Origin of the sequence: Pseudomonas sp. GL-B-12, from assembly GCF_019955895.1 — a bacterium.
Classification (GTDB): domain Bacteria; phylum Pseudomonadota; class Gammaproteobacteria; order Pseudomonadales; family Pseudomonadaceae; genus Aquipseudomonas.
Genome location: NZ_JAHBCX010000002.1, coordinates 44,671 through 58,186 on the forward strand (window position 1 = coordinate 44,671; position 13,516 = coordinate 58,186).

Here is a 13,516-nt window from a genome sequence, read left to right on the forward strand (position 1 = left end):
CGGCCGATTTTTAATCCTAATAAAACACCCAAACCGTGGAACCTTAGAATGAGCACAGCAATCAGTCCGACTGCTTATAACTATAAGGTAGTCCGCCAGTTCGCCATCATGACGGTGGTCTGGGGGATCCTTGGCATGGGGCTCGGTGTCTTCATTGCCTCGCAACTGGTCTGGCCGGAGTTGAACTTCGGTCTGCCATGGACGAGCTTTGGACGCCTGCGCCCGTTGCACACCAACCTGGTGATTTTCGCCTTCGGTGGATGTGCACTGTTTGCCACTTCTTATTACGTCGTGCAGCGAACCTGCCAAACGCGACTGATTTCCGACAGCCTCGCCGCCTTCACCTTCTGGGGATGGCAAGCGGTGATCGTCGGCGCGATCATTACCTTGCCAATGGGTTTCACCACCACCAAGGAATACGCGGAACTGGAATGGCCCCTGGCTATTCTGCTGGCCATTGTCTGGGTCACCTACGGCCTGGTGTTCTTCGGCACCATCGTCAAGCGCAAGACCAAGCACATCTATGTGGGTAACTGGTTCTACGGCGCGTTCATCGTCGTGACCGCGATGCTGCACATCGTCAACCACATGTCGCTGCCGGTCAGCCTGTTCAAGTCCTACTCGGCCTACGCCGGTGCGACTGACGCGATGATCCAGTGGTGGTACGGCCACAACGCCGTGGGCTTCTTCCTGACCACCGGCTTCCTGGGGATGATGTACTACTTCGTGCCGAAACAGGCCGAGCGTCCGATCTACTCCTATCGCCTGTCGATCGTGCACTTCTGGGCGCTGATCACCCTGTACATCTGGGCAGGTCCGCACCACCTGCACTACACCGCACTGCCGGACTGGGCTCAGTCCCTGGGCATGGCGATGTCGATCATCCTGCTGGCGCCAAGCTGGGGCGGCATGATCAACGGCATGATGACCCTGTCGGGCGCCTGGCATAAGCTGCGCACCGACCCGATCCTGCGCTTCCTGGTCGTCTCCCTGGCGTTCTACGGCATGTCGACCTTCGAAGGCCCGATGATGGCCATCAAGACCGTCAACTCGCTGTCGCACTACACCGACTGGACCATCGGCCACGTACACGCCGGCGCCCTGGGCTGGGTTGCGATGATCTCGATCGGCGCCATCTACCACATGATCCCGAAACTGTTCGGTCGTGCGCAGATGCACAGCACCGGCCTGATCAACACCCACTTCTGGCTCGCGACCATCGGTACCGTGCTCTACATCGCCTCGATGTGGGTCAACGGCATCACCCAGGGCCTGATGTGGCGTGCAATCAACGACGACGGCACCCTCACCTACTCGTTCGTCGAAGCGCTGCAAGCCAGCCACCCTGGTTTCATCGTTCGCGCCCTGGGCGGTGCGTTCTTCGCCACCGGCATGTTGTTCATGGCCTACAACGTATTCCGTACCGTACGCGCCTCGAACCCGGCTGAAGCCGAAGCCGCCGCCAAGATTGCCGTAGTTGGAGCTCACTGATGAAGCATGAAGCAGTCGAGAAGAATATTGGCCTGCTGGCCTTCTTCATGGTCATCGCCGTCAGCATCGGCGGCCTGACCCAGATCGTTCCGCTGTTTTTCCAGGATGTCACCAACAAGCCGGTCGAGGGCATGAAGCCCCGCACCGCCCTTGAACTGGAAGGCCGGGACGTTTATATCGCCAACGGTTGTGTCGGCTGCCACTCACAGATGATCCGTCCGTTCCGTGCCGAAACCGAACGCTACGGCCACTACTCGGTTGCCGGTGAAAGCGTCTGGGACCACCCGTTCCTGTGGGGTTCCAAGCGTACCGGTCCGGACCTGGCCCGTGTCGGCGGTCGTTACTCCGATGACTGGCAGCGTGCGCACTTGTACAACCCGCGCAACGTAGTGCCCGAGTCGAAAATGCCGGCCTACCCGTTCCTCGTGGAAAACAAGCTCGACGGCAAAGACACCGCCAAGAAAATGGAAGTCTTGCGCACGCTCGGCGTCCCTTACACCGACGAAGACATCGCCGGCGCCAAGGATGCTGTGAAGGGCAAAACCGAAATGGACGCGCTGGTGGCCTATCTGCAAGGCCTGGGCACCATCATCAAAAGCAAACGGTGAATTAGATGGATATCGGGATGATTCGTGGCCTGGGCACCGTTGTCGTGATGGTGGCCTTCATCGGACTGGCACTGTGGGTGTTCAGTCCCAAGCGCAAGTCGGAGTTTGAAGACGCGACCTTGCTGCCTTTCGCGGATGATCCCGAAGCCATCAAGCACGTCGAGCAAGCTTCTAGGAGTAACAAAGAATGACTACATTCTGGAGTCTGTACGTCACAGTCCTCAGTCTCGGTACGATCTTCGCCCTGACCTGGCTGCTGCTGTCGACCCGCAAGGGCCAGCGCAGCGAACAGACAGACGAGACCGTCGGACACTCCTTCGATGGCATCGAAGAGTACGACAACCCGCTGCCGAAATGGTGGTTCATGCTGTTCGTGGGCACCATCATCTTCGCACTGGGCTACCTGGCGCTGTATCCGGGCCTGGGTAACTGGAAAGGCCTGCTGCCGGGTTACGGCTACCTCGACAACGAGAAGCAGACCCCGTTCGCCAACGGCCAGACCGGCTGGACCGGCGTTCACGAGTGGGAAAAGGAAATGGCCAAGTCGGACGCCAAGTTCGGTCCGATCTTCGCCAAATTCGCGGCCATGCCAATTGAAGAAGTGGCCAAGGACCCGCAAGCCCTGAAGATGGGTGGCCGCCTGTTCGCCTCCAACTGCTCGGTTTGCCATGGTTCCGACGCCAAGGGCGCCTACGGCTTCCCTAACCTGACCGACGCCGACTGGCGCTGGGGCGGCGAGCCGGCAACCATCAAGACCACCATCATGGGCGGCCGTCATGCAGTGATGCCTGCGTGGGCTGAAGTGATTGGCGAGCAAGGCGTGGCCGACGTGGCCGCGTTTGTCCTGACCAACCTCGATGGCCGCAAGCTGCCGGAAGGCACCAAGGCCGACCCGGTTGCCGGGCAGAAACTGTTCGCCACCAACTGCGTGGCGTGCCACGGTCCGGAAGGCAAAGGCACCCCAGCGATGGGCGCGCCTGACCTGACTCACCCGGCAGCGTTCATCTACGGTTCGAGCTTCGCTCAACTGCAGCAGACCATCCGTTATGGCCGTCAGGGCCAGATGCCTGCGCAAGAACAGCTGCAAGGCAACGACAAGGTTCACCTGCTGGCCGCTTACGTCTACAGCCTGTCTCACGGTGAGAAGGCAGCGGGCGCCGAGTAAGGCAAACGCTTGAAGCAACAAAAAACGGCCCCGCCAATGTGAATTGGCGGGGCCGTTTTGTTTAAGGCCAGGCGTCGATCTTCAGGCGCTCCATCGCAAAGAGCGATCATGAAAGAAAACAGGATTGAACGCCTCACACCGAAAAGTCGTCCATAATTTCCAAGTCAATTGATTCAAGTCATTACACCATCAAATGATTTTGCCAAACGTGACCAAAGGTCGCACCCTTGGACTAGAGCGACAGGCGTATCATTGCGCCACTGCAACACCCCTTTTTGACCGCGGTCGGCACGTACTGACCGAGGCACTTTTCCACTGCCGTGGGATGCAATGATGAGCAACCAGATTCCGGTACACGACGTCACTCCACCCGCCAAGAACGCAAACAACAGCGTCGACCTCTACGCCTCCAGGGAAAAAATCTACACCCGCGCCTTCACCGGCCTGTTTCGCAATCTGCGGATGACCGGCGGAGCCCTGTTGTTCCTGCTGTATTTCGGCACGGTGTGGCTGAACTGGGGCGGTCATCAGGCCGTGTGGTGGAACGTGCCGGAGCGCAAGTTCTTCATTTTCGGCGCCACCTTCTGGCCCCAGGATTTCATTCTGCTGTCCGGCATGTTGATCATCGCCGCGTTCGGCCTGTTCTTCATCACGGTGTACGCCGGACGGGTCTGGTGCGGCTATACCTGCCCGCAAAGCGTCTGGACCTGGATCTTCATGTGGTGCGAAAAAGTCACCGAAGGTGACCGCAACCAACGCATCAAGCTCGACAAGGCGCCAATGAGCGCCAACAAGTTCCTGCGCAAACTCAGCAAGCACACCATGTGGCTGTTGATCGGCTTCGTCACCGGCATGACTTTCGTCGGCTACTTCTCGCCGATCCGCGAACTGGTGTTCGACTTCTTCACCGGCCAGGCGGATGGCTGGTCGTACTTCTGGGTCGGCTTCTTCACCCTCGCCACTTACGGCAATGCCGGCTGGCTGCGTGAACAGGTGTGCATCTACATGTGCCCGTACGCGCGCTTCCAGAGCGTGATGTTCGACAAGGACACCCTGATCGTTTCCTACGACCCGCGCCGTGGCGAAGGCCGTGGCCCGCGTAAAAAAGGCATCGACTACAAGGCTCAGGGCCTGGGCGACTGCATCGACTGCACCATGTGCGTCCAGGTCTGTCCGACCGGTATCGACATCCGCGACGGCCTGCAAATCGAATGCATCGGTTGCGCCGCCTGCATCGATGCCTGCGACGCCATCATGGACAAGATGGAATACCCGCGCGGGCTGATCAGCTACACCACCGAGCACAACCTGTCCGGGCAGAAAACCCATAAACTGCGCCCGCGCCTGATTGGCTATGCCATTGTGCTGCTGGCGATGATCAGCTTGCTGGTGACTGCATTCTTCATGCGTGCGCTGGTGGGCTTCGATGTCAGCAAGGACCGCGTGCTGTACCGCGAGAACGCCGAAGGCCGGATCGAAAACGTCTACAGCCTGAAAATCATGAACAAGGACCAGCGCGACCATACCTACTTGCTCGACGCCTCCGGCCTGCCGGATCTCAAATTGCAGGGCCGACGCGAGATCAAGGTCGCGGCCGGCGAGATCGTCAGCCAGCCTGCCGAGCTGTCCGTCGCGCCGGAAAAACTGCCGTCGAGCACCAACGAGGTGAAATTCATCCTCAAGGACGCCGATGACGACAGCGTCCATATTGAAGCCAAGAGCCGGTTCATCGGCCCACAGAATCGTTGAGAGAACTGAACATGCCCGCAGCAACTGCCGCAAGTCCCTGGTACAAGCACCTCTGGCCGTGGATCATCATCGGGATCCTGGCCTGCTCGGTGACCCTGACCTTGTCCATGGTGACCATCGCGGTGAAGAACCCGGACAACCTGGTCAACGACAACTATTACGAGGCCGGCAAAGGCATCAACCGCTCCCTCGACCGTGAGCTTCTGGCCCAGACCCTGAAAATGCGCGCCAGCGTTCATCTCGATGGCATGACTGGCGAGGTTGACCTGCGCCTGAGCGGCGACAGCCAGCCCGGGACCCTGGAGCTGAACCTGATCTCGCCGACCCAGCCGGAAAAGGATCGCAAGATCACCCTGACCCGCAGCGAAACCGAACAGGGCCGCTACATCGGCCAGTTGAGCGACAAGATCGAAGGCCGGCGCTTTGTCGAGTTGCTTGGCACTCAGGACGAGCACATCTGGCGCATGTTCGAAGAAGAAATGGTCAGCCATGACAAGGACCTGCTGCTGGGTGACGAACCACTGCAAGGTGCCGAAGACCTGAAGAAGTAAAAATGCCATCGAATGTGGCGAGGGAGCTTGCTCCCGCTGGGGTGCGCAGCACCCCTGAAATCTGCAACTCAGTTCTTTCAGGTACAGCGAGTCCGCAGCACTACGACTGCTTCGCAGCCGAGCGGGACGATGCGGCGATCCGACAAGCTCCCTCGCCACAAAGGCTTTCATGGCTACAGAAATGACCACCCCACTCCCCTGCTACCACTGCGCCCTGCCCGTCCCGGCCGGCAGCCGCTTCACCGCTGCGGTCCTCGGGCAACCCCGCGAATTCTGCTGCCCGGGTTGCCAGGCCGTGGCTGAGGCCATTGTCGCCGGCGGTCTGGAAAGCTATTACCAGCACCGCAGCGAAGCCTCGGCCAACCCCGAAGCGCTGCCGGTGCAATTGGTGGATGAACTGGCGCTGTACGACCGCGCCGATGTGCAGCAACCCTTCGTTCGCCACGAAGGCGAACTCGCCGAAACCACACTGTTGATGGAAGGCATCAGCTGCGCGGCTTGCGGCTGGCTGATCGAAAAACACCTGCGCACTTTGCCTGCCGTAGTCGAAGCGCGCCTGAACCTGTCCAACCATCGCCTGCACGTACGCTGGGCCGATGGGCAATTGCCGCTGAGCCAGGTCCTCAGCGAGCTGCGCCACATCGGTTACGCCGCACACCCGTACCAGGCCGACCGCGCCAGCGAACAACTGGCCAGCGAAAACCGCCTGGCCCTGCGCCAGCTCGGCGTGGCCGGGTTGCTGTGGTTCCAGGCGATGATGGCAACCATGGCCACCTGGCCTGAATTCAACATCGACCTCAGCCCTGAACTGCACACCATCCTGCGCTGGGTCGCGCTGTTCCTCACCACCCCGATTGTGTTCTACAGCTGCGCGCCGTTCTTCAAAGGCGCCATGCGCGATCTGCGCACCCGCCACCTGACCATGGACGTTTCCGTGTCACTGGCCATTGGCAGTGCCTACGTCGCCGGGATCTGGACGTCGATCACCGGGGTCGGCGAACTGTATTTCGATGCCGTCGGCATGTTTGCCCTGTTCCTGCTGGCAGGGCGTTATCTGGAACGCCGCGCCCGCGAGCGCACTGCCGCCGCTACCGCGCAGCTGGTGAATCTGTTGCCCGCCTCGTGCCTGCGATTGACTGCCGATGGCCAGAGCGAACGCATTCTGCTCAGTGAACTGCGTGTCGGCGATCAGGTTCTGGTTCATCCGGGCGCCATTCTCCCGGCTGACGGCAAGATCCTCGACGGCCAGTCGAGTGTCGACGAGTCGCTGCTGACCGGCGAATACCTGCCGCAACCCCGCACCCTTGGCGACGCGGTCACCGCCGGCACAATGAACGTCGAAGGCGCACTGACCGTCGAGGTCCAGGCCTTGGGCCAGGACACTCGCCTCTCGGCCATCGTTCGCCTGCTCGATCGTGCCCAGGCCGAAAAACCGCGCCTGGCGGAAATCGCCGACCGCGCCGCGCAATGGTTCCTGCTGTTGTCGTTGATTGCTGCTGCGGCCATTGGCCTGCTGTGGTGGGAAGTGGACTCATCGCGGGCATTCTGGATCGTGCTGGCGATGCTGGTGGCGACCTGCCCGTGCGCCTTGTCGCTGGCGACGCCGACCGCCCTCACTGCGGCCACCGGCACACTGCACAAACTCGGTCTGTTGCTGACCCGTGGTCACGTGCTGGAAGGCCTGAACCAGATCGACACAGTTATTTTCGACAAGACCGGCACCCTCACCGAAGGTCGCCTGGCGCTGCGCTCAATCCGCCCCCTCGGCGCGCTCGACAGCGATCAATGCCTGGGCCTCGCCGCCGCCCTGGAAAACCGCTCCGAACACCCGATCGCCCGCGCTTTCGGTCGTGCGCCAATGGCTGCTGAAGAAGTTCACAGCACACCGGGCCTTGGCCTGGAGGGGCTGGTTGAAGGACGACGCCTGCGCATCGGCCAACCGCGTTTCGTCTGCGAGCTCAGCGGCGCCGTGATGCCGTCGATGCCCGAAGAAGCCGGCCAATGGCTGCTGCTTGGCGACAACCAGGGACCGCTGGCCTGGTTCGTCCTCGATGATCGCTTGCGAACCGATGCGCCCGCGCTGTTGGCCGCGTGCAAGGCGCGGGGCTGGCGCACGCTGTTGTTGTCCGGCGATAGCTCGCCGATGGTCGCCAGCGTGGCGGCGGAACTGGGCATCGATGAAGCCCGTGGCGGCTTGCGTCCGGACGATAAACTGCTGGTCCTGCAACAGCTGCACAAAGAAGGTCGCAAGGTGTTGATGCTGGGGGACGGGGTCAATGACGTGCCGGTACTGGCGGCTGCGGATATCAGCGTCGCCATGGGCTCGGCCACCGATCTGGCGAAAACCAGTGCCGATGCCGTGCTGCTGTCCAACCGCCTCGACGCGCTGGTGCAAGCCTTCAGCCTGGCGCGGCGCACCCGACGGGTCATTATCGAGAACCTTCTGTGGGCCGGGTTGTACAATGGCCTCATGTTGCCCTTCGCCGCCCTCGGCTGGATCACTCCGGTCTGGGCGGCGGTGGGCATGTCGATCAGTTCGTTGACCGTGGTGTTGAACGCGCTGCGCCTGACTCGCATGCCGAGCGCGCCCGCCCTCTGCGCCACGCCAGAAACCCGCCCGCTGCCGGCCTGAGCCGTGCGGGCATGGAGTCCAGATGCCAGCTCTTTACGTGATGATTCCCGCTGCGCTGCTGATCGTGGCCATCGCCGTCTATATCTTCTTCTGGGCGGTGGACAGCGGTCAGTACGACGACCTCGACGGCCCGGCCCACAGCATCCTGTTCGACGACCAGGACCCGAACCACACCGCTGCCGTCGATGAGGCCAGCGGCCAACCGGCCAAGCCGCAAGACAAGGCCCCGCCCCATGCTTGAATTGGCGCCACTGCTGGTGTCTGCGGTGATCCTCGGCTTGCTCGGCGGCGGCCATTGCCTGGGCATGTGCGGCGGCTTGATGGGCGCGCTGACCCTGGCGATTCCCAAGGAACAACGCAGCCGCCGCTTTCGCCTGCTGCTGGCCTACAACCTGGGCCGGATTCTGAGCTATGCCTGCGCCGGACTGCTGATCGGCCTGGCCGGATGGGCCGTGGCCAGCAGCCCGGCGGCGATGTTCCTGCGCATCCTCGCCGGATTGCTGCTGATTGCCATGGGCCTGTACCTGGCCGGCTGGTGGAGCGGCCTGACCCGTATCGAAAGCCTCGGTCGCGGCCTGTGGCGGCATATCCAGCCAGTCGCAAACCGATTGCTGCCGGTGTCGAGCGTGCCGCGCGCGCTGCTGTTGGGCGCACTCTGGGGCTGGCTGCCGTGCGGCCTGGTCTACAGCACCTTGCTATGGTCGGCCAGCCAGGGCAACGCGCTGGACAGCGCATTGTTGATGCTCGCGTTCGGGCTCGGCACCTGGCCGGTGCTGCTGGCGACAGGCCTTGCCGCCGAGCGCATCACCGCACTGTTGCGCAAACGCAGCGTGCGCATGGCGGGCGGATTGCTGGTGATGCTGTTCGGCATCTGGACCTTGCCGGGGCCGCATCAGCATTGGCTCATGGGGCACTGACATTGTGGCGAGGGAGCTTGCTCCCGTTGGGGCGCGAGGCGCCCCAAAAGAGATGGGCCTGCTGCGCAGCCCAGCGGGAGCAAGCTCCCTCGCCACAAAAACCCATCAATGCCAACAACCACCCTTGATGCAAATCAAGATGCCCCACCCCGCCCTCGCATAAAGTGGCTGACATTGCCAGCCTATCCGGGGAATGCCCGCATGATGCTCGACGCCATTCGTTGGGACACCGATCTGATCCGCCGCTATGACCTGGCGGGACCACGCTACACCTCGTACCCGACCGCCGTGCAATTCAACAGCCAGGTCGGCACCTTCGACCTGTTTCATGCCCTGCGCGACAGCCGCAAGGCCCAACGCCCGTTGTCGTTGTACGTGCACGTGCCGTTCTGCGCGAACATTTGCTATTACTGCGCCTGCAACAAGGTCATCACCAAGGATCGCGGGCGGGCGCAGCCGTATTTGCAGCGCCTGGAACAGGAGATCCAGTTGATCGCCTGCCACCTCGACCCCACGCAAAAAGTCGAACAACTGCACTTCGGTGGCGGCACACCGACCTTTCTCAGCCACGACGAACTGCGCCAACTGATGGCGCATTTGCGCAAATGCTTCAATTTGCTGGACGACGACTCTGGCGACTACAGCATCGAGATCGACCCGCGCGAGGCCGATTGGTCGACCATGGGCCTGCTGCGCGAACTGGGCTTCAATCGGGTCAGCATCGGCCTGCAAGACCTCGACCCGGCGGTTCAGCGTGCAGTCAATCGCCTGCAAAGCCTGGAAGAAACCCGCGCGGTGATCGACGCCGCCCGCACCTTGCAGTTTCGCTCGATCAACATCGACCTGATCTACGGCCTGCCGAGACAGACGCCGGAGAACTTCGCCCGCACCGTCGAAGAGGTCATCAACCTGCAACCGGACAGGTTATCGGTGTTCAACTACGCCCACTTGCCGGAACGCTTCATGCCGCAGCGGCGCATCAACAGCAATGAACTGCCGACGCCCGCGCAGAAGCTGGAAATGCTCCAGCGCACCATCGAGCAACTGATGAGCGCCGGCTACCGCTACATCGGCATGGACCACTTCGCCCTGCCCGACGATGAGCTGGCGATTGCCCAGGAAGAATCGACCCTGCAACGCAATTTCCAGGGCTACACCACCCACGGTCATTGCGATCTGATCGGCCTCGGCGTGTCGGCAATCAGCCAGATCGGCGACCTGTACTGCCAGAACAGCAGCGACCTGACCGAGTATCAGAACGTCCTTGCCACGTCACAACTGGCCACCAGCCGCGGCCTGCTGTGCAACGCGGACGACCGTTTGCGGCGCGCAGTCATCCAGCAATTGATCTGCAGCTTCAGCCTGGAATTTTCCGACATCGAACAGGCCTTCAACATCGATTTCCAAGGCTATTTCGGCGATCTCTGGCCCCAACTGCAAGACATGGCCAAAGACGGGCTGATCGAACTCGATCGCGACAGAATCACCATCCTGCCCGCCGGGCGGCTGCTGGTGCGCTCGGTGTGCATGGTGTTCGACGCATACCTGGAACAACACAACCGGCAACGGTTTTCACGGGTGATCTAGTGCGCTGCGACAAAAGCGCCACAAGCTGGCCTCAATGTCCTCGGGTGAGTTACCCTTACGTCTTATGTGTGAATTCCCACAAGGATTGAAGAAATGTCCGAGCCAGTAAAACTGCGCGCTCATAATCAAGCCCATTGCAAGGATTGCAGCCTGGCCCCTCTTTGCCTGCCACTTTCGTTGAATCTGGAAGACATGGATGCGCTGGACGAAATCGTCAAACGCGGCCGGCCGCTGAAAAAAGGCGAATTTCTGTTTCGCCAGGGCGATACCTTCGATTCTGTCTACGCAGTCCGTTCTGGCGCCCTCAAGACCTTCAGCCTGAGCGACACCGGTGAAGAACAGCTCACCGGTTTCCACCTGCCCAGCGAGCTGGTCGGCCTGTCGGGCATGGACACCGAAAAGCACCCGGTGTCGGCACAAGCCCTGGAAACCACCTCGGTGTGTGAAATTCCTTTCGAACGCCTCGACGAACTGGCCCTGCAATTGCCGCAGTTGCGCCGTCAGCTGATGCGGGTGATGAGTCGCGAAATCCGTGACGACCAGCAGATGATGCTGCTGTTGTCGAAAAAGACCGCCGACGAACGCATCGCCACCTTCCTGGTCAACCTCTCGGCACGTTTCCGCGCCCGGGGTTTTTCCGCCAATCAGTTCCGCCTGAGCATGTCGCGCAACGAAATCGGCAACTACCTTGGCCTGGCGGTGGAAACCGTGTCCCGCGTCTTTACCCGCTTCCAGCAAAACGAACTGATTGCGGCAGAAGGCAAGGAAATCCGGATTATCGACCCGATCCAGCTGTGCGCCCTGGCCGGTGGCTCGCTGGAAGGCTGAAACAAAACGTTGCGGCTGAGCGAAACGGTTCAGCCGCCGTTATACTTCGTTGATTGCAGCCCTGCCAGGACACCACGACGATGGTCTTCGACTCCTTCGACATCAAATCCCTCATCCGCCCTGTCATCGACTTCCCGAAACCGGGTGTGATCTTTCGCGACATCACCCCGCTGTTCCAGTCGCCCACGGCCCTGCACCTGGTGATGGACAGCTTCGCCCACCGTTACGTCGAGGCTGACTTCACCCACATCGGCGCGATGGACGCCCGTGGTTTCCTGATCGGTTCGGTACTGGCCTATCAGCTGAACAAGCCGCTGGTGCTGTTCCGCAAGCAAGGCAAACTGCCGGCTGAAGTGTTGGCCGAGGGCTATGCGACCGAATACGGCGAAGCCTTCCTGGAAGTGCACGCCGACAGCCTGTGCGAAGGGGATTCGGTGGTGATGTTCGATGACCTGATCGCTACCGGCGGCACCCTGATTGCCGCCGCAAACCTGATCCGTCGCATGGGCGCGCGGGTGCATGAAGCGGCGGCGATCATCGATCTGCCGGAGCTGGGTGGATCGCAGCGCCTGGAAGACATGGGCATTCCTACGTTTTGCCTGACGCAGTTTGCGTTGAGCGACAAGTAATCTGGCGCCTGTACTGACGCCATTCGCGAGCAAGCCCGCTCCCACATTTGACTGCGTTCTGTCAGGAAGAATGCAATTCACTGTGGGAGCGGGCTTGCTCGCGAAGGCGTCAGCCGCTACACCGCCAAACTCAAAGCCCCATCTGCTTGCTGATGATCTCGTTCATCACTTCCCGCGTCCCGCCGCCAATCGACAGGATCCGGTTGTCGCGGTACAGCCGCTCCACCAGACTCTCGCGCATATAACCCAGCCCACCGAGTATCTGCACCGCATCGGTCACGATCCGGTCTGCGGTATCCGTCGCAAAATTCTTGGCCATGGAAATTTCCTTGATCACGCTCTGCCCCGCCGCCATCTTCGCCGCCTGGCGGTAAGTGAATTCCCGGGACACTTCCAGCGCGGTCGCCATCTCGGCGAGGCGGTGCTTGATCACCTGAAACTTGCCGATCGGTTTGCCAAAGGCTTCGCGCTGGCGCGCCCATTTCAGGCTCTCTTCCAGCGCAAGCTGTGCGGTCATGTTGGCCATCAACGCCAGGGCCAGGCGTTCGCTCTGGAAATTGCCCATGATGCAGGCAAAGCCCATGTTCTCGGCACCGATCAGATTGCCTGCGGGCACTCGGCAATCATCGAAGAACAGTTCAGCGGTATCTGACGCCCACCAGCCCATTTTCTTCAGCTGCCGTCCTACGGTGAAACCGGGCGTGCCCTTCTCGATCAGTAACAGGCTGATGCCGGCGAAACCCGGTTCGCCCGTTCGCACCGCGACGGTATGGAAATCCGCGCGCACGCCGCTGGTAATAAAGGTCTTGCTGCCACTGACCCGGTAGAAATCGCCGTCGCGCACGGCACGGGTTTGCAGGTTGGCGACGTCGGAGCCGCCGCCAGGCTCGGTGATGGCCAGGGCGCTGATCTTCTCGCCCGACAGCACCTGGGGCAGTACACGATCGCGCACTTCGGGGCGGGCCCACTTGAGAATGGGCGGCAGGCCGATATCCAGCGACCCCAGGCCGGCAACCAACCCGCCTGAGCCGCAGCGCATCAACTCTTCACTGGCGGCAACCTTGGCGAACAGATCCCCTTCATGGCTGCCTCCGTAAGCTTCCGGATAACCGATGCCGAGAATCCCCGCCGCGCCGGCCTTGAGATAGAGCTCGCGAGGAAAGCTTTCGGCTTCTTCCCACTGCTCGATATCAGGAAGAATCTCGCGTTCGACGAAACGTCTGACGCTGTCGCGGACCAATTGGTGGCTGGGGTCGAAGTATTCCTGAAAGGCAGACATCGGCGAGCTCCACTGAAGGGGTCAGTGAAGTTAACCGAGCGCTTGCTTGGTTTTCAACAGGATTGTGTGAACTCGATAGA

At 61.2% G+C, this 13,516-nt stretch carries 13 protein-coding genes; 12 read left to right on the plus strand and 1 reads right to left on the minus strand.

Annotation, left to right across the window (positions count from 1 at the left end; all coding sequences use genetic code 11):
• The first annotated feature begins 48 nt into the window (after positions 1–48).
• The 12 genes from ccoN (at position 49) to KGA85_RS00970 (ending at position 12,157) form a co-directional block, all read left to right on the plus strand.
• Complete coding sequence (gene ccoN / locus KGA85_RS00915; protein ID WP_223534994.1) at positions 49–1,491, plus strand: cytochrome-c oxidase, cbb3-type subunit I; 1,443 nt, start codon at positions 49–51, stop codon at positions 1,489–1,491.
• Positions 1,491–2,099: a cytochrome-c oxidase, cbb3-type subunit II gene (gene ccoO, locus KGA85_RS00920; protein WP_009042961.1), complete on the plus strand. Its 609-nt coding sequence runs from the start codon at positions 1,491–1,493 to the stop codon at positions 2,097–2,099. Before ccoN ends, ccoO begins: the two co-directional genes overlap by 1 nt.
• A 5-nt stretch (positions 2,100–2,104) precedes the next feature.
• Complete coding sequence (locus KGA85_RS00925; RefSeq protein ID WP_003175465.1) at positions 2,105–2,290, plus strand: CcoQ/FixQ family Cbb3-type cytochrome c oxidase assembly chaperone; 186 nt, start codon at positions 2,105–2,107, stop codon at positions 2,288–2,290.
• On the plus strand, positions 2,287–3,264 hold the full coding sequence (ccoP, locus tag KGA85_RS00930) for a cytochrome-c oxidase, cbb3-type subunit III (protein WP_223532569.1): 978 nt from the start codon (positions 2,287–2,289) through the stop codon (positions 3,262–3,264). Before KGA85_RS00925 ends, ccoP begins: the two co-directional genes overlap by 4 nt.
• 333 nt (positions 3,265–3,597) lie before the next feature.
• On the plus strand, positions 3,598–5,013 hold the full coding sequence (gene ccoG, locus KGA85_RS00935) for a cytochrome c oxidase accessory protein CcoG (RefSeq protein ID WP_223535001.1): 1,416 nt from the start codon (positions 3,598–3,600) through the stop codon (positions 5,011–5,013).
• 11 nt (positions 5,014–5,024) lie between these two features.
• On the plus strand, positions 5,025–5,564 hold the full coding sequence (locus tag KGA85_RS00940; RefSeq protein WP_223532564.1) for a FixH family protein: 540 nt from the start codon (positions 5,025–5,027) through the stop codon (positions 5,562–5,564).
• A gap of 181 nt (positions 5,565–5,745) precedes the next feature.
• Positions 5,746–8,196 (plus strand): heavy metal translocating P-type ATPase, encoded by a 2,451-nt coding sequence (locus tag KGA85_RS00945; protein WP_223535003.1) that lies wholly within the window; start codon positions 5,746–5,748, stop codon positions 8,194–8,196.
• A gap of 22 nt (positions 8,197–8,218) precedes the next feature.
• The gene (ccoS, locus tag KGA85_RS00950; protein WP_007971444.1) at positions 8,219–8,437 is read left to right on the plus strand and encodes a cbb3-type cytochrome oxidase assembly protein CcoS; all 219 of its coding nucleotides are present in this window, start codon (positions 8,219–8,221) and stop codon (positions 8,435–8,437) included.
• Positions 8,430–9,113, plus strand: coding sequence for a sulfite exporter TauE/SafE family protein (locus KGA85_RS00955; RefSeq protein WP_103394973.1), 684 nt, complete (start codon positions 8,430–8,432; stop codon positions 9,111–9,113). The genes ccoS and KGA85_RS00955 overlap by 8 nt, the downstream gene beginning before the upstream one ends.
• A 204-nt stretch (positions 9,114–9,317) precedes the next feature.
• A complete protein-coding gene (gene hemN, locus KGA85_RS00960) occupies positions 9,318–10,700 on the plus strand; it encodes an oxygen-independent coproporphyrinogen III oxidase (RefSeq protein ID WP_223542853.1) in 1,383 nt (460 codons plus the stop codon).
• Positions 10,701–10,793: 93 nt separating this feature from the next.
• Positions 10,794–11,528, plus strand: a complete 735-nt coding sequence (fnr, locus tag KGA85_RS00965; RefSeq protein ID WP_046041331.1) for a fumarate/nitrate reduction transcriptional regulator Fnr — start codon at positions 10,794–10,796, stop codon at positions 11,526–11,528.
• Between the two features lie 80 nt (positions 11,529–11,608).
• Positions 11,609–12,157, plus strand: coding sequence for an adenine phosphoribosyltransferase (locus KGA85_RS00970; protein WP_223454890.1), 549 nt, complete (start codon positions 11,609–11,611; stop codon positions 12,155–12,157).
• 130 nt (positions 12,158–12,287) lie between these two features.
• On the opposite strand, the gene KGA85_RS00975 is transcribed toward KGA85_RS00970, so the two are convergent.
• Positions 12,288–13,436, minus strand: a complete 1,149-nt coding sequence (locus KGA85_RS00975; RefSeq protein WP_223454892.1) for an acyl-CoA dehydrogenase family protein — start codon at positions 13,434–13,436, stop codon at positions 12,288–12,290.
• Positions 13,437–13,516: the final 80 nt, after the last annotated feature.

Coding starts and splice junctions, on each gene's coding strand:
- ccoN (WP_223534994.1), top strand. CDS start 49: ATGAGCACAGCAATCAGTCCGACTGCTTATAACTATAAGGTAGTCCGC.
- ccoO (WP_009042961.1), top strand. CDS start 1,491: ATGAAGCATGAAGCAGTCGAGAAGAATATTGGCCTGCTGGCCTTCTTC.
- KGA85_RS00925 (WP_003175465.1), top strand. CDS start 2,105: ATGGATATCGGGATGATTCGTGGCCTGGGCACCGTTGTCGTGATGGTG.
- ccoP (WP_223532569.1), top strand. CDS start 2,287: ATGACTACATTCTGGAGTCTGTACGTCACAGTCCTCAGTCTCGGTACG.
- ccoG (WP_223535001.1), top strand. CDS start 3,598: ATGAGCAACCAGATTCCGGTACACGACGTCACTCCACCCGCCAAGAAC.
- KGA85_RS00940 (WP_223532564.1), top strand. CDS start 5,025: ATGCCCGCAGCAACTGCCGCAAGTCCCTGGTACAAGCACCTCTGGCCG.
- KGA85_RS00945 (WP_223535003.1), top strand. CDS start 5,746: ATGACCACCCCACTCCCCTGCTACCACTGCGCCCTGCCCGTCCCGGCC.
- ccoS (WP_007971444.1), top strand. CDS start 8,219: ATGCCAGCTCTTTACGTGATGATTCCCGCTGCGCTGCTGATCGTGGCC.
- KGA85_RS00955 (WP_103394973.1), top strand. CDS start 8,430: ATGCTTGAATTGGCGCCACTGCTGGTGTCTGCGGTGATCCTCGGCTTG.
- hemN (WP_223542853.1), top strand. CDS start 9,318: ATGCTCGACGCCATTCGTTGGGACACCGATCTGATCCGCCGCTATGAC.
- fnr (WP_046041331.1), top strand. CDS start 10,794: ATGTCCGAGCCAGTAAAACTGCGCGCTCATAATCAAGCCCATTGCAAG.
- KGA85_RS00970 (WP_223454890.1), top strand. CDS start 11,609: ATGGTCTTCGACTCCTTCGACATCAAATCCCTCATCCGCCCTGTCATC.
- KGA85_RS00975 (WP_223454892.1), bottom strand. CDS start 13,436: ATGTCTGCCTTTCAGGAATACTTCGACCCCAGCCACCAATTGGTCCGC.